The organism is Kangiella marina, assembly GCF_039541235.1.
GTDB lineage: Bacteria > Pseudomonadota > Gammaproteobacteria > Enterobacterales > Kangiellaceae > Kangiella > Kangiella marina.
Genome location: NZ_BAABFV010000001.1, coordinates 1,742,476 through 1,759,231, shown reverse-complemented (window position 1 = coordinate 1,759,231; position 16,756 = coordinate 1,742,476). Strand labels below are relative to the sequence as shown.

Genomic DNA, 16,756 nt, shown 5'->3' with positions numbered 1-16,756 from the left:
TAAGCGCTTGGCGATGACCTACTCTCACATGGGGAAGCCCCACACTACCATCGGCGATGAGTCGTTTCACTTCTGAGTTCGGCAAGGGATCAGGTGGTTCCAACTCTCTATGGTCGCCAAGCAAAAATTTTTGGATATTTAACCTCCACGGATGGAGGAAATACTAGAAATTGCACGGAGCAATTTTCAGTAGACCTAAGTCTTAATAATCTGGCAGAAGAAGTTTTAAATCTGTAAGTAAGATGTTGCAGTATTCAACACGCTTTGTTTCTTTGTTTGCTGACTCATATATTTAAGCTTTTCAGCACCCCAAAACGCTTGGGGTTATATAGTCAAGCCTCACGAGCAATTAGTACAAGTTAGCTTAACGCCTCTCAACGCTTCCACACCTTGCCTATCAACGTCGTAGTCTACAACGGCTCTTCAGGAAACTTAAAGTTTCAGTGAGATCTCATCTTGGAGGGGGCTTCCCGCTTAGATGCTTTCAGCGGTTATCCTGTCCGAACATAGCTACCCGGCAATGCCACTGGCGTGACAACCGGAACACCAGAGGTTCGTCCACTCCGGTCCTCTCGTACTAGGAGCAGCTCTCCTCAAATCTCAAACGCCCACGGCAGATAGGGACCGAACTGTCTCACGACGTTCTGAACCCAGCTCGCGTACCTCTTTAAATGGCGAACAGCCATACCCTTGGGACCGGCTACAGCCCCAGGATGAGATGAGCCGACATCGAGGTGCCAAACACTACCGTCGATATGAACTCTTGGGTAGTATCAGCCTGTTATCCCCGGAGTACCTTTTATCCGTTGAGCGATGGCCCTTCCATTCAGAACCACCGGATCACTATGACCTACTTTCGTACCTGCTCGACGTGTCTGTCTCGCAGTTAAGCTGGCTTGTGCCATTACACTAACCTCATGATTTCCGACCATGATTAGCCAACCTTCGTGCTCCTCCGTTACTCTTTGGGAGGAGACCGCCCCAGTCAAACTACCCACCACACACTGTCCTCGATCCGGATAACGGACCTGAGTTAGAACTCAAAAGCTACCAGGCTGGTATTTCAAGGACGACTCCACATCATCTAGCGACAATGCTTCAAAGTCTCCCAGCTATCCTACACAAATAGGTTCTAAGTCCAGTGTGAAGCTGTAGTAAAGGTTCACGGGGTCTTTCCGTCTAGCCGCGGGAACACTGCATCTTCACAGCGAGTTCAATTTCACTGAGTCTCGGGTGGAGACAGTGTGGCCGTCGTTACGCCATTCGTGCAGGTCGGAACTTACCCGACAAGGAATTTCGCTACCTTAGGACCGTTATAGTTACGGCCGCCGTTTACCGGGGCTTCGATCAAGAGCTTCTCCGAAGATAACCCCATCAATTAACCTTCCGGCACCGGGCAGGCGTCACACCCTATACGTCCACTTTCGTGTTTGCAGAGTGCTGTGTTTTTGATAAACAGTCGCAGCCACCTGGTATCTTCGACCAGCCTCAGCTTAGGGAGCAAGTCCCATCACCAAAGCCGGCGCACCTTCTCCCGAAGTTACGGTGCTATTTTGCCTAGTTCCTTCACCCGAGTTCTCTCAAGCGCCTTAGTATTCTCTACCTGACCACCAGTGTTGGTTTGGGGTACGGTCGGTGTTTATCTGAAGTTTAGAAGATTTTCCTGGAAGCATGGCATCAACCACTTCTCACCCTTGGGTGATCGTCATCAGCTCTCGGCCTTAAAGAGACCCGGATTTACCTAAGTCTCAAGCCTACCACCTTAAACGCGGACAACCGTCGCCGCGCTGGCCTAGCCTTCTCCGTCTCTCCATCACAATAAACACCGGTACAGGAATATTAACCTGTTTCCCATCGACTACGCATCTCTGCCTCGCCTTAGGGGCCGACTCACCCTGCTCCGATTAACGTCGAACAGGAACCCTTGGTCTTCCGGCGTGCGGGTTTTTCACCCGCATTAACGTTACTCATGTCAGCATTCGCACTTCTGATACCTCCAGCAACCTTCTCAAGTCACCTTCAGCGGCTTACAGAACGCTCCTCTACCGATGCACATAAGTGCATCCCGCAGCTTCGGTGGTATGTTTAGCCCCGTTACATCTTCCGCGCAGGCCGACTCGACTAGTGAGCTATTACGCTTTCTTTAAAGGGTGGCTGCTTCTAAGCCAACCTCCTAGCTGTCTAAGCCTTCCCACATCGTTTCCCACTTAACATACACTTTGGGACCTTAGCTGGCGGTCTGGGTTGTTTCCCTTTCCACTACGGACGTTAGCACCCGCAGTGTGTCTCCCACGCTGTACTCCTAGGTATTCGGAGTTTGCATCGGGTTGGTAAGTCGGGATGACCCCCTAGCCGAAACAGTGCTCTACCCCCTAGGGTAATACGTGAGGCTCTACCTAAATAGATTTCGAGGAGAACCAGCTATCTCCCGGTTTGATTAGCCTTTCACTCCGATCCACAGTTCATCCCCTCATTTTGCAACATAAGTGGGTTCGGTCCTCCAGTTGGTGTTACCCAACCTTCAACCTGACCATGGATAGATCACCGGGTTTCGGGTCTACCTCCAGCAACTCAACGCCCTATTAAGACTCGGTTTCCCTACGGCTCCCCTAAATGGTTAACCTCGCTACTGAAGAGTAAGTCGCTGACCCATTATACAAAAGGTACGCAGTCACACGACTAAATCGTGCTTCCACTGCTTGTAAGCATGCGGTTTCAGGGTCTATTTCACTCCCCTCACTGGGGTTCTTTTCGCCTTTCCCTCACGGTACTGGTTCACTATCGGTCGACAGAGAGTATTTAGCCTTGGAGGATGGTCCCCCCATGTTCAGTCAAGATAACACGTGTCCCGACCTACTCGATTTCACTTCTAATTCGTTTTCGTGTACGGGGCTATCACCCTGTATCGCGTCACTTTCCAGAGACTTCCACTAACTCAAAAGAAGCTTAAGGGCTAATCCGCTTTCGCTCGCCGCTACTAACGGAATCTCGTTTGATTTCTGTTCCTACGGGTACTTAGATGTTTCAGTTCCCCGCGTTCGCCTCTTACACCTATGTATTCAGTGCAAGATAACCAGCTTATACTGGCTGGGTTTCCCCATTCGGAAATCCTCGGATATAACGTTTGTTGTCAACTCCCCGAGGCTTATCGCAGACTACTACGTCCTTCATCGCCTTCTGTCGCCAAGGCATCCACCGCATGCTCTTATTCACTTGACTATATAACCCCAAAAATATTAGGACCATACAATCAGCAAACATAATTGCTAGCTATCCGACTTCGATAACTAACTACGTTTTCTAACATGATGAATACTATTCGCTTACAAATTTATTACTCGCTTCTGCCAAATTGTTAAAGAACTTGTTCTGGTCAATATCCAGATGTATAAGTCTACTTATACATCTAAACACTGCGTCATAGTGACCCAACCAATAAATGGTGGAGCTAAGCGGGATCGAACCGCTGACCTCCTGCGTGCAAGGCAGGCGCTCTCCCAGCTGAGCTATAGCCCCATTTTGATATCGGTGAATTTTGCTTTAGGCAAGGCAGATAAAAAGGAAGCTTAGTCTTCTAAGCGACGTTTATCTAACGCAGCATAAACCAAAATTGGTAGGTCTGGGCAGACTTGAACTGCCGACCTCACCCTTATCAGGGGTGCGCTCTAACCAGCTGAGCTACAGACCTATAATCTTCTAGGTTGCGCTCAACTTAGTCGGCTCGCCGACCTCACCACACTCTTTTTCAGAGGGGTGCCTGTAACTTGCTGAGCTACAGACCTATAAATCTGTCTTGTTACAGACACTACGGCCTGCACAACCGATCACTATTCCAGATGATTTTAATAAGACAATTTGTGTGAACACTTATGTAATGAGAACACTGTCGTTAAGGAGGTGATCCAGCCGCAGGTTCCCCTACGGCTACCTTGTTACGACTTCACCCCAGTCATTGGTCACACCGTGGTAACCGCCCAATGTTAAGCTAGCTACTTCTGGTGCAAACAACTTCCATGGTGTGACGGGCGGTGTGTACAAGGCCCGGGAACGTATTCACCGTGGCATTCTGATCCACGATTACTAGCGATTCCGACTTCATGTTCTCGAGTTGCAGAGAACAATCCGGACTACGAACAGCTTTGTGAGATTAGCTCCCCCTCGCGGGTTGGCAACCCTCTGTACTGCCCATTGTAGCACGTGTGTAGCCCAGGTCGTAAGGGCCATGATGACTTGACGTCGTCCCCACCTTCCTCCGGTTTGTCACCGGCAGTCTCCTTAGAGTTCTCAACTTAATGTTAGCAACTAAGGACAAGGGTTGCGCTCGTTACGGGACTTAACCCAACATCTCACGACACGAGCTGACGACAGCCATGCAGCACCTGTCACAGAGTTCCCGAAGGCACCAATCCATCTCTGGAAAGTTCTCTGGATGTCAAGACCTGGTAAGGTTCTTCGCGTTGCATCGAATTAAACCACATGCTCCACCGCTTGTGCGGGCCCCCGTCAATTCATTTGAGTTTTAACCTTGCGGCCGTACTCCCCAGGCGGTCTATTTAAAGCGTTAGCTGCGCCACTAAGTATCTTAATATACCCAACAGCTAATAGACATCGTTTACGGCGTGGACTACCAGGGTATCTAATCCTGTTCGCTACCCACGCTTTCGCACCTCAGCGTCAGTATCAGCCCAGGGGGTCGCCTTCGCCACTGATGTTCCTCCAGATATCTACGCATTTCACCGCTACACCTGGAATTCCACCCCCCTCTGCTGTACTCTAGATGACCAGTATCAAATGCAGTTCCAAGGTTAAGCCCTGGGCTTTCACATCTGACTTAATCATCCGCCTACGCGCGCTTTACGCCCAGTAATTCCGATTAACGCTTGCACCCTCCGTATTACCGCGGCTGCTGGCACGGAGTTAGCCGGTGCTTCTTCTGCGAGTAACGTCAATCCAAGCAGGTATTAACTACTTGGCCTTCCTCCTCGCTGAAAGTGCTTTACAACCCGAAGGCCTTCTTCACACACGCGGTATTGCTGGATCAGGGTTGCCCCCATTGTCCAATATTCCCCACTGCTGCCTCCCGTAGGAGTCTGGGCCGTGTCTCAGTCCCAGTGTGGCTGATCATCCTCTCAGACCAGCTACAGATCGTCGCCTTGGTAGGCCATTACCCCACCAACTAGCTAATCTGACGCAGGCTCATCAAATAGTGAAAGCTTATAAATAGAGGCCCTCTTTACACCGAAGTGCACATGCGGTATTAATCCGGATTTCTCCGGGCTATCCCCCGCTACTTGGTAGATTCCCACGTGTTACTCACCCGTCCGCCACTCGTCATCAAAAGAGCAAGCTCTTTCATGTTACCGTTCGACTTGCATGTGTTAAGCATACCGCCAGCGTTCAATCTGAGCCATGATCAAACTCTTCAGTTTAAAGTTTTACAAAAGTACCGAAGTACCTTTAAATCTTTGCTCGATGAATCACCAACTTATTAAAAAATAAATCAATCGAATTAATTTTTAGGGTGTTGGTCACTGCATCGTTGTTGTGTTTCAACATTGACACAAGTGCCCACACAAATTGTCTTATCAATCTGTTAAAGAACGTCTTGGTGAAGAACTCGCTTCACTCAAGTGGGCGCACATTATATATCGCCCCAACCTCCTGTCAACCGTTTTCGATAATCTTTTTAACGTTTATTTTCAAAACCTTAAATCCACTTATCGAACCCTCAACTCCCTGAGCGGCTTGCCTGAACTTTTCGTTCAAAGCGGCGCGCATTATAAAGCGCCTCAACTTCCTGTCAACACATTTTTTAAAACTTTTTAAACCGTCTTAAAAACCGCTCCTCCTGAGCTCCCTCAAGGCCGTTCTAATGTTTCGTTTGCCTCGAAAGTGATGCGCATTATAGACACTAAATCAAACCCCGCAACCCCTTTTTGAATCTTTTTTTAAATTAATTTCAATTTGGTTAAATTCCGGCTAAAACTTGCTCAAAACGATGACAAAACAATCAATTAGATCATGTTATTAAGCTTAACTATTAAAAAAGGCCGCCGAAGCGACCTTTTAAACGAGCATTCTTTACAATCAGATTAAAAACCTGATGAAGCTCGACCTTTACCATGCTCAGTACTGTTTCCAGAGCCTACCGCACGGGCGCGCAACTCTTTTTCAAGTTGTTGGACGCTAATATTACCGCCGTACTCGCTGATAATCAGTGCTGCAACACCTGCAACATGCGGTGATGCCATACTGGTACCGGCATTCCAACCCCAACCGCCAGGCGTTGTACTTAACACCATGTCATAAACATAGCATGGACGACCTGGAAGTACGGGACCGTTACAAGGAGCAGCGCCGAAGTCAAAGAACACGTCGAAATCACCACCAGGACCTGAAATATCGATCCCTTTACGGCCATAGTTTGAGTAGGAGGCCAACTCGTCTAATGCTGTCGTCGAGTCAATACCCCACAAGTATGGCGCCGTAGACGATACCGATACAACATGGTTGGCTTCAGCTGGTAACGCCATGGTTGGTCCATCATGACTCATATCGCGTGCATCATTACCTGCAGAAGAAATGATGATTGTGCCTTTGCTACGAACATACTGAGTAACCCTATCGTAAGTACGAATCAGCTCACTACAATCTTTAGCTGGGTAATGAGTCTTTTCACCAGTATCCGAATCCGTAAAGGTACAGTTCTTAGGGAAACCACCGCTGATACCCAAACTCATGTTAATCACATCAGCACCATTATCGGCAGCGTAAATCATCCCCTGCCAAATGCCTGAAGTGCTGCCGCTTCCTGTGACTGCAGAAAGTACTTTAATCGACATAATTTCAGCTTCAGGCGCGACACCAATGGTACCGAAAGCATTATCTGCCGCCGCAATCGTTCCAGCAACGTGTGTACCGTGGCTGCCAGGTGGGTTATCGTAATCCTCACCAGGTACAAACGATGTTGACAGTGCCATGTTGAGATTTGGTGTTAAATCAGGGTGTGAAGAATCGATACCGCTATCCAATACCGCCACACGAACGCCTTGTCCACGAACGCCCGCTTCCCAAGCTTCAGTCGCATTTACTGAATCGTGGCCCCACTGTAAATCAAAAAAGAAGTCATCATCACCAGTGTTCGGAGGGCTCGCTGCCATTTCTTCAAAATTGATATCGTATTCCGCAGCTTGATTGGGAGCGACATAATCTAGTGTAAAGTTCGCAAACGTTGAGCTTACTCCTGACACCCCCGCTAAGCGCTCACGGATATCCATGTTGTCACTTTCAATGACAAGCAAACCAACTTGTGGAATTTTGTGAGTCACCTTAGCTCCCATCGACTCAACTGTTTCCACGAAATGATCGTTAATGTTATTTTTTGCGACAACGACGAAAGAGTCAGCATAAGCTGAGACAGGTAACGCTAATGATGCGCCGACCAAAAGCGTCATTGCGCTTTTCTTAAAGGTATTTTCCATTGTTTTCTCCAGAGTTCAATAATAGCTACCCCACGTAGCCTCCTTAGATACTAATAAATACTGACGAACTCTGGTATGGCCTATCTTAATGAATCGACGATTATTTGATAAAAAAGTGTATCAAATTGTAGCTTTTGTAAAGTTATTTGACGATTTTTTAGACAGGTTTGGTGCAGAAGAGAAAACTTAACAATATTTCGCTAGAACGAACATAAAGAAAAAAGGCCGCCGATGCGACCTTTTATCACGACTCAAGGCAACTGATTATTGAGTCACAGTAACGTAAGCAATTTTCTTCTTGCCAGCCTGCATTAAGTACTTACCAGGCTTGACCATATAAGAAGGCTCGACAACTTCCCAATCAATCTTAACACGACCATTCTTTAACATGTCTTTGGCTTGCGCTGAGTTTGCCGCCAATCCTGCGCGGTTAATCACGGCCCCAACGGGGAATTGCTCTGCGCCATCCAAACTGACTTCCACCTCTGGCGTGCCTTCAGGCACTTCACCGTCCCTGACAATATTACCTGCGCCTTTATGGGCATTCTCCGCAGCTTCTTTACCATGGAATCTTTCGATTATTTCTAAGGCAAAAGCCTTCTTTATATCCTGCGGATTCGCTCCCGCTTCGACATCTTTTTTCAGCTGTTCGACTTCTTCCAGCGACTTGAACGACAACAATTCATGGTAACGCCACATCATGCTATCCGGTAGCGATAATAACTTCTGATACATGACGCCGGGCGCTTCCGTGATACCCACATAATTATCCAGCGACTTCGACATTTTATTAACACCATCGAGTCCTTCCAATAAAGGCATCATCAATACGGTTTGCGGTTTTTGGCCGTCGGCTTTTTGAAGTTCACGCCCCATCAGTAAGTTAAAACGCTGATCAGTACCGCCAAGCTCCACGTCCGCCTTCATCGCTACCGAATCATAGCCCTGTACCAGCGGATACAAAAACTCATGAATCGCGATGGGCTGCTCACTGGCATACCGTTTCTTAAAATCATCTCGCTCCAGCATTCGTGCCACCGTCGAGTTGGAGGCGAGCTTAATCATTCCCGCAGCACCCAACTGTTCACACCATTCTGAATTGAAGGCGATGGTGGTTTTGTCTGGGTCGAGAATTTTGAAGACCTGCTCTTTATAGGTTTCAGCGTTTTTCATCACATCGTCACGAGTCAGCGGCTTACGCGTTGCATTTTTGCCCGTGGGGTCACCGATCATGCCGGTAAAGTCACCAATCAGAAATACCACGTTATGACCGAACTGCTGAAATTGACGCATTTTATTAATCAATACCGTATGACCTAAATGTAGATCAGGCGCGGTGGGGTCAAAACCCGCTTTGATGGTCAACGGACGCCCTTCTTTTAGCTTCTCTAGTAACTCTTCTTCAGGCAGAATCTCATCAGCTCCACGTTTCAGCTCCTCAAACATGGTCTCAATATCACTCATAAGGGTATTTCTCTCTAATTTTGATGGCTCAAAGATACACGATTTGTCATAGTATGCAACGCTTTCAAGCCAAAAATCGACACTGGACACTTTTCGACAAAGGGTCGCTCAAAAGTGTAAAAAATCCTGACTCTTTCACATTTCTCGGACAAATATGGCGAAATTATGGAATTAGCACCTTAAAGCATTGACCAAAACTCGTGATAAGGTTATTGTTATTGCGCAAAAACTACTCAACTTCAACCATTTCCTTAAGTTAACTATGATAAACCGTGATTATAAAGGGTTTAACAGAAGCAAGCCCCTGTTTGCCCAAAAGAAAACTCGACGAAAGAGCACGATCATCACGATCGCAACGCTATCCGTCGTATTCGCGGCAGTTTCTTACTTAGCATTGACTCCTGGAAAAGAGTCTTCAACTCAAGAAAACCAACAACAAGAATTACTTACTTTACAATTATCATCGGACGATACTAACTCAACAACTGAACAAACAGAGTCTGACACTTCATCAGGCGAATTGACGTTGTCTGAGAAAAGCCTTGAGCCTGCCGAGCAGACACTCGCTGAGAGTACCGACGAAGAGTCAGCATTGAATCTTCAGAAGCAAGCCAGTTCTAAGTTGAATGGCGCTACTGACGCTATAAAGAATTTCGTAAAGAAGACCACAAAACCTAGATATGATTGGCAAACCATTACCGTTGCTAAAGGCGAAAGTTTAGCGCGTATTTTTAATAAGCTAGGTTTCAGCTCTAAAGATCTGCACTACATGATGCAGGCCGATGATCAGGTCAAGATTTTAAAGAAGATCAGACCCGGCCATACCTTAGAGTTTGCTGCCAATGAAGAAAAAGCATTCCACAGCTTGCGTTATCCGTTTAATTCTAGCGATACCCTTGTTATCACTAAGCTTGATGATAAGCAGTTCGACGTTTCGCTCGACGTTAAACCGATTGAGTTTAAGCAACGCTTCGCTACCGCGACTATCACCAGCAGCTTTTATAACGCAGGTAAACAAGCAGGGCTTCCTGATGGCGTCATCATGGAGCTCGCAGGCGTGTTTGAGTATGACATCGATTTTGCGCTAGAAATTCGCAAAAACGATAGCTTCTCCGTGTTGTATGAAGAAAAATATATTGATGGCAAAAAAGTGGGCTACGGCAACATTTTGTCAGCCGAGTTCAACAACATGGGTGAGCATTACGCCGCAGTGCGCTATACCGACACTAACGATCGTACGGCTTATTATACGCCTGAAGGTAAAGCGCTAAGAAAATCGTTCTTGCGTGCGCCGTTGAAGTTTAACTACGTCAGTTCAAACTTTAACCCTAAGCGTTTCCACCCGATCCAAAAGCGTGTAAAACCACACCGTGGTACTGACTATCGTGCGCCAATCGGCACACCAGTGCGTGCTGCGGGCGATGGCCGCGTCATAAAGTCAAGCTACAACCGCTACAATGGTAACTATGTTTTCATTCAACATGGCGGCAATATCAGCACTAAATACTTGCACTTCTCTAAGCGTGCAGTAAAAGCTGGTCAGCGTGTTAAACAAGGGCAAATCATTGGCTATGTCGGCTCAACGGGAATGTCACAAGCACCGCACCTGCACTATGAATTTGTGGTCAATGGTGTTCACCGCAATCCACGCCGAGTGAAATTGCCACATGCTGCACCAGTGCCTAAAGCTGAAATGGCTCGCTTCCAAGAATTATCGAAGCCATTAATGAAGCAGCTTGAAACCGAACGTACGACCTACTTTGCGCGTCTGAATGATCAAGAATCATCTGGCACGGCAAGTAATAGCAAATTGCAAAAATAAACTGGTCACAGAGCATTAACCTGTGACTTTGTTTATCGGACTTATCTCAGGGACCAGCGTCGACGCTGTTGACGCAGTCCTCTGTGATATCCAACCTGATAGCAAGATCCAACTGCTTCACTCTCACAGCCAACCCATCCCAACGAAACTCCAGTCAGAACTACTGGCTTTTGGTCAATCTCGTTACTCTGGCGACGCTATCGATCAGCTCGGTCAACTCGATCATCAGGTCGGCTTATTGTTCGCTGAAGCTGTGGAACATCTTTTATCGCCAACAAACTACCAACCGTCTGATATCACAGCCATTGGGAGTCATGGGCAAACCGTTCGACATCTCCCTGAAGCGCCATATCCGTTCACATTACAAATCGGCGACCCCAGCATTATCGCAGCACAAACCGGCATTACTACCGTTGCCGATTTCCGGCGCAGGGATATGGCTCACGGTGGTCAAGGTGCGCCTTTTGCACCGGCTTTTCATCAGGCATTCTTCAGCAGCGACACCGACACTCGCGCAGTGGTCAACTTAGGCGGTATTGCAAACGTAACGCTACTGAGCCCTAACCAGCCGCCAATCGGCTTCGATACAGGCCCTGCAAACACACTGATGGATCAGTGGATTTCGCTACACCAACAAAAAAGCTACGATCAAGACGGCCAATGGGCGTCTAGTGGTCATATACATTCGGAGCTTCTTGAAAAACTACTGTCAGATCCTTACTTCTCACAAACCGCCCCAAAGAGCACGGGCTGTGAATATTTCAACATGGAGTGGGTCAAGGCCAAAGCAGGCACCATCGATCTGGCATCACTCAACGCAGAGGATGTCCAAAGAACGCTACTTGCATTAACGGTTAGAACCGTCACGGACGCCATTCATCAGCAGCCTAATGTGGACGCTGTTTATCTCTGTGGCGGCGGCGCTCATAACCGTTTTCTGGCTGGAGAATTGCAAAAGCAGTTGCCGAGAACTCAAGTCCAAACAAGCGCAGCGCTGGGTATTTCTCCTGACTGGGTCGAAGCCATGACTTTCGCCTGGTTTGCCTCGAAAACACTCAAGCAAGAACCTATCCATCTCAACTCCATAACTGGAGCTAATCATAATCATGTTCTGGGCGGCGTATATTTCAGCTAAGCCCTAACACCCAGCAACTCATCAGATAAGCTCAACTTATGTAATTTTAATGCATATTTGCATTAAGTTTGGCATACTGATTTCATGAAGCTATTAAATGACATCAGTCAATTTAGTGAATGGGAACGAATCCTAGTACTTTCTATTAATAAAATCTTAGTGATTCTTTCGATATTTAGTGTTCCAGCTACCATAGCTTCTTTAAGTAGAATCACGCTATCAGGATTCCAGATATCGATGGCATTACATTTACTTGTTACGGTTAGTTTAATCGCGCTAACACTACTTAGGCACCGCTTCCCCATAAAATTTAAACTTAACTACGTTCTGTTATTAACGTCATTAATTTCAGTGGTAGGTGTTTATAATTGGGGATTGTTAGGCAACGGTATCTTGTGGTCAATCTTAGCCATTATTTTTGTCACGCTATATTATGGAATAAAACTCGGCATAATCGCGTCACTATGTTTCTTTTGCTACGTCTCATTTATCGCATTCCTTTATATCCAAGGCATCATAGTCCCCCAAGCTGATCCTGCTGTTTACGTAGTGTCCTTGAGTGGATGGCTAACAGGAGTTATTGGTGCTCTGTTACCACTATCCATCACAGTCGTGGTTATTGGGACACTTTATGAGGCAGCCCGTGATTCATTAAAAACATTAGAAAAACAGAAAGTTGATATTACCATTCTTGCTGAACGTGATGATCTTACTGGAATATATAACTCTAGAGTTTTCCATAACATGCTGGACCAAGCGATTGAGCGCTCTAAGCGGCATGGCTCGTGGGTTTACTTGGTGAATATCGACCTAGACAACTTTAAAGACATTAACGATAGCTATGGACACCATGCTGGAGATGCGATTCTTCGTTACATGGCCAAACAGCTTTTGAACGTCACCCGTGGCGAAGATACCCTATGTCGAGTTGGTGGGGATGAATTTTTAATGCTGATTGATAGCCCAGAAAAGCATAGCAAGGAAGAGTTAAATGTTGTGGTTGAACGCCTCAAGGCAGCCATTGAAATTCCTTATATTTATGAAAAAACAAAACTGAGTATCCGCGGCAGTATTGGCTATGCTGAATATAATGCTAAAGCAACGCCTAGTATAAAGAATAAGGATGACTTACTAAAACAGGCTGATAGAGAGATGTTTAAGGATAAAGAACGAACTCGCGCTCAACAGACCAGTTGAGCGCTATCATAAGGGCTATATTGAAAACGATGAACCACAACCACAGGTTGTTTTGGCTTGCGGGTTATTAATAATAAAACGAGAGCCTTGTAACCCCTCGGTATAATCCACCTCTGAGCCCATCAAGTACTGAAAGCTCAATGAATCTATTAAGATTTTCACACCATCTTTTTCGATGGTCATATCGTTTTCCTTTTGATTCTCATCAAAAGTAAAACCATATTGAAAACCAGAGCAACCGCCACCTGTTACGAATACACGCAACTTCAGCTGCTGATTTTCTTCTTCATCAATCAGTTGCTGAACTTTCTTGCTGGCTGCTTCTGTTACGGTAATCGACATATTGTCACCTATCTAAAACTACACCTTTCTATTATAGCCGAAGATGGGGGTTGTTCCGCAACATCTCAAGGGCTTACTTATGCTTTTGCTGGCTCAGCCTCAACCGATTCATGGTGACTGCTGTCCTCTTTCGCCGCAGCATTGTCCGACTGAGCCTCTTCAGCTTTGTGCTCAAGGGCTTTAGGATCACCCACCACCACCATTTTACCATTCACTTCAGCACCAGCATTCATTTCGATAACCTTGTAGTAAAGGTCACCATTAATTTTAGCCCCTGGTTTCAAATCAATTTTCTCAGTGACATAAACGTCACCGTCAACCTGACCAAAAATAATCGCGTACGGTGTTGAAATATTGCCTTTGATTTTACCGTGTACACCAATCGACAGGACTGATTGCTTTTCGGTATCACCTTTCACTTCACCAGAAATTTCGCCATCAACAAACAGCGCGCCAGAGAAGCTCATGTCTCCGTTAATACAAGTTCCATCTGCAATTAAAGTATCGACATTTCCGGATTTACGTTTATTTTTTCGCATTCGTTTCCTCAACCTCATCGCTCGAATTTGTGTTTGTCCAAGTAAAATCTTGGAGTACAGACTTTGCATCACGGCCCGATGTTGCAGCTACCACTCTCACAAAACTAGGCTCGAAACCTTGCGGAAGCTGGAACGTCCCTTGGTGGGTCGAAACATACGTGAAATCAAATGTCTGATTGTTACTATCGGCTCCCTGCAGCTGTTCAAAAGTATAGCTTTTGCGCTCGCCAGCCTCCTCGCCAACGATAGATATCGTAATCGTGCCTTTCAAAGCACCCGATTGGCGCTTCGCTTGGATCAACATTAAGCGGTAACGATATTCACCACCCAGCCCCTGCTCCCAGACAAAGCTCGCTATCTGTAACCCCGACTCTACCGCATCAGGATCGAAAATACGTTGTAAAGCTTCACGCTCTTTTTCTAAATTTCGGTTTTGACGGTGAAGTTTATCGAGTTCAGCCTTAAGTTGCTGAGTGATTTCATGTTCGACTTGATATTGTTGCTGCCAATGTGTCTGGCCGGCCTGAGCATCACCCAGTTGTTCTTGCAGCACAAGAAATTGTTGCTGAGCTGTCGCTGTCATGCCATGCTGACGCTTGTTTAGCCAGTAGCCAAGGGCCATTGCAGCCAATAACATCACGAGGATGACAAATGTCCACACCCAATACCAAGTGGCTGAGCGTCGCTTTCGGATAATATAATCGGGCTGATTGGGATCTTTAGTCATAAATCATTGAAATCGTTTGTTCTTTAGGTCACATTTTCTTATTATGTAAGTCATTGATGACGCTGGCTATTTGCTATCTATTTATTATAGAGAATACGGCACTTACAATCCGCAACCAGAAGTCGACTCCTGTTGCATTAAAACAGAAAATATAGCCAAAGGAAACAGACTTGAGTCTGTTGAGTGACGAATGACGCTAATTGATCGTTTAAGATTACGCCTCGGGGGCTTTGATGCTTTAGCCCTAATGGCGGTTATTGGCCTAATTTGCGGTATTTTGGCGGGTGGCTCCAATATTCTCTTCCGCTACTTCACAGAAAGCTCTTATGTTTTATGGGCGACTGATCAGTCCGGCAACACTGATTTTGAAAATGCTGACTGGTGGGTAAAACTCTTATTGCCCACCGCTGGCGGCTTGATTGTGGGCCTGTTACTGCAACAGTTAAAGCCTGAAACTCGCCGCGTGGGGGTTTCCCATGTGTTAGAACGAATGGCACATCACCAAGGTCATTTACCGGCCAAAAACGCTATTGTGCAATTTTTCTTAGGCGGACTGACCATCGCTTCAGGGCAATCAGTTGGTCGAGAAGGCCCGGGAATCCACCTTGGCTCAACCACCGGCAGCTTAATTGGTCAACGCTTAAAGCTGCCCAACAACAGTACCAGAATTCTCGTCGGCTGTGGCTGTGCGGCGGCTATTTCGGCTAACTTTAATACGCCTTTGGCTGGCGTTGTCTTCGCCATGGAAATCGTCATCATGGAGTATGCGGTGGCGAGCTTCATTCCGATTATTTTGGCGTCAGTTGCCGGCGCCGTGATGAGCCGAATCTTCTTTGGCTCCGATCCCGCGTTTATTATTCCAGCGTCCATGGACATCAAGTCCTTATGGGAAATGCCCTACTTTTTATTACTTGGTTTCTTTTGCGGTGTAGTGGCGAGCCTCTTTATCATGCTCACCAGCCAAGTGCGTCGGCGCTCAAAGGACTGGCCGGTGTGGATCAAAACCACGGTTGGCGGCACCAGCGTCGGCATCATTGCCCTCGCCGTTCCGCAGGTTATGGGCATCGGTTATGACTCGGTAAACTCTTCACTTCAAGGAGAGCTACTGTTAACCATCTTGGCGCTGAGCCTTGCCGGAAAGTTTATCGCAACCAGTATATGTTCAGGCTTATCCATGCCCGGCGGGGTATTAGGCCCAACACTCTTTATGGGAGCCATGCTCGGTGGTTTGCTCGGCACTGTCGGCAGTTTGGTTTTTCCAAACCTCTCGAGCGACACTGGCTTTTATGCCATTATCGGCATGGCAACATTAATGAGCGCCGTGCTACAAGCCCCCCTTGCGGGTCTAATGGCATTACTGGAGTTAACCAATAACCCCAACATTATTCTTCCTGGCATGTTTTCTATCGTGATTGGTAACTTGGTCGTGAGCCAACTCTTCAAGCGTGAATCCTACTGGGAAACCCAGATGAAAGACCGCGGCATGCGCTTGAAAGTCAGCCCAATGAAGCAGGTGTTGCGCAGTATTGGCGTTGCCGGCGTCATGACACGACGCATTGCGTTTCTGAACACGGAGTCATCACCGCAAGACATTTCCATCGCTTTACAAGATAAACCGCGATGGATTTTGATCAAGGACCATACAGGCGAAGTCATTTCATTGATGGTAGCGAGTGATTTAGGTCGATATCTGATTGAAAAGGAAGAAGAGCAAGAGCGCAAGAAGGCGAAGTCTAAGGCAAAAGACAACGATGATGAATCGTTGGAGACTAACGTCGAACCGGCTCAGGCAGCGGAGGAAGAATTTGAAGAAGAAGCTTTCGACGATGTGATTAAGCTCATGGAGATTCCAGCCAACCGTCAAGACATCGTCGCCATTGATCTTCAGGCAACATTAGAAGAAGCTTATGACAGAATGGAGCAACGTAAAATTTCCGCAGCTTATGTCTATCGGATCACACATAACAAAGAAGAACGTATTTACGGTGTTGTGACCCGCGATATGATTACAGACCAATACATTTTCTCTAAAACACAAACAGGTTAGCG

General features: G+C 46.7%; 9 protein-coding genes, 2 tRNA genes and 3 rRNA genes. 4 read left to right on the top strand and 10 right to left on the bottom strand.

Annotated features, from left to right (window positions below; translation table 11 throughout):
* Nucleotides 1–5: 5 nt before the first annotated feature.
* The 7 genes from rrf to tyrS form a co-directional block, all read right to left on the bottom strand.
* Nucleotides 6–121 (bottom strand): 5S ribosomal RNA (gene rrf / locus ABD943_RS08025).
* A gap of 207 nt (nucleotides 122–328) precedes the next feature.
* A 23S ribosomal RNA gene (locus ABD943_RS08020) occupies nucleotides 329–3,219 on the bottom strand.
* Between the two features lie 221 nt (nucleotides 3,220–3,440).
* Nucleotides 3,441–3,516 (bottom strand) — tRNA-Ala (locus ABD943_RS08015).
* 95 nt (nucleotides 3,517–3,611) lie between these two features.
* Nucleotides 3,612–3,688 (bottom strand) — tRNA-Ile (locus ABD943_RS08010).
* 202 nt (nucleotides 3,689–3,890) lie between these two features.
* A 16S ribosomal RNA gene (locus ABD943_RS08005) occupies nucleotides 3,891–5,429 on the bottom strand.
* The 16S, 23S and 5S rRNA genes sit together here with 2 tRNA genes alongside, the layout of an rRNA operon.
* A gap of 663 nt (nucleotides 5,430–6,092) precedes the next feature.
* Complete coding sequence (locus ABD943_RS08000; RefSeq protein WP_345292660.1) at nucleotides 6,093–7,481, bottom strand: S8 family serine peptidase; 1,389 nt, start codon at nucleotides 7,479–7,481, stop codon at nucleotides 6,093–6,095.
* 264 nt (nucleotides 7,482–7,745) lie between these two features.
* Nucleotides 7,746–8,945 carry a tyrosine--tRNA ligase gene (gene tyrS, locus ABD943_RS07995; protein WP_345292659.1) on the bottom strand — a complete coding sequence of 400 codons (1,200 nt, stop codon included), beginning with the start codon at nucleotides 8,943–8,945 and terminating at the stop codon, nucleotides 7,746–7,748.
* A gap of 262 nt (nucleotides 8,946–9,207) precedes the next feature.
* Here tyrS and ABD943_RS07990 point away from each other — a divergent pair, with 262 nt between their 5' ends.
* The 3 genes from ABD943_RS07990 to ABD943_RS07980 all read left to right on the top strand — a co-directional run bounded on the left by ABD943_RS07990 (nucleotide 9,208) and on the right by ABD943_RS07980 (nucleotide 13,099).
* Complete coding sequence (locus tag ABD943_RS07990; protein ID WP_345292658.1) at nucleotides 9,208–10,767, top strand: peptidoglycan DD-metalloendopeptidase family protein; 1,560 nt, start codon at nucleotides 9,208–9,210, stop codon at nucleotides 10,765–10,767.
* A 22-nt stretch (nucleotides 10,768–10,789) separates the two neighbouring features.
* Nucleotides 10,790–11,902, top strand: coding sequence for an anhydro-N-acetylmuramic acid kinase (locus ABD943_RS07985; RefSeq protein ID WP_345292657.1), 1,113 nt, complete (start codon nucleotides 10,790–10,792; stop codon nucleotides 11,900–11,902).
* 237 nt (nucleotides 11,903–12,139) lie between these two features.
* Nucleotides 12,140–13,099, top strand: a complete 960-nt coding sequence (locus tag ABD943_RS07980) for a GGDEF domain-containing protein (protein ID WP_345292656.1) — start codon at nucleotides 12,140–12,142, stop codon at nucleotides 13,097–13,099.
* Nucleotides 13,100–13,114: 15 nt separating this feature from the next.
* Here the strand turns inward: ABD943_RS07980 and erpA are convergent, their stop codons facing one another.
* The 3 genes from erpA to ABD943_RS07965 form a co-directional block, all read right to left on the bottom strand.
* Entirely contained in the window at nucleotides 13,115–13,441 is a 327-nt protein-coding gene (erpA, locus tag ABD943_RS07975; RefSeq protein WP_345292655.1) for an iron-sulfur cluster insertion protein ErpA, read from the bottom strand.
* 77 nt (nucleotides 13,442–13,518) lie between these two features.
* Nucleotides 13,519–13,980, bottom strand: a complete 462-nt coding sequence (locus ABD943_RS07970; protein ID WP_345292654.1) for a bactofilin family protein — start codon at nucleotides 13,978–13,980, stop codon at nucleotides 13,519–13,521.
* Nucleotides 13,967–14,707, bottom strand: a complete 741-nt coding sequence (locus ABD943_RS07965) for a DUF6776 family protein (RefSeq protein WP_345292653.1) — start codon at nucleotides 14,705–14,707, stop codon at nucleotides 13,967–13,969. Before ABD943_RS07965 ends, ABD943_RS07970 begins: the two co-directional genes overlap by 14 nt.
* Nucleotides 14,708–14,897: 190 nt before the next feature.
* On the opposite strand from ABD943_RS07965, the gene ABD943_RS07960 reads away from it, so the two are divergent.
* The gene (locus ABD943_RS07960) at nucleotides 14,898–16,754 is read left to right on the top strand and encodes a chloride channel protein (protein WP_345292652.1); all 1,857 of its coding nucleotides are present in this window, start codon (nucleotides 14,898–14,900) and stop codon (nucleotides 16,752–16,754) included.
* Nucleotides 16,755–16,756: the final 2 nt, after the last annotated feature.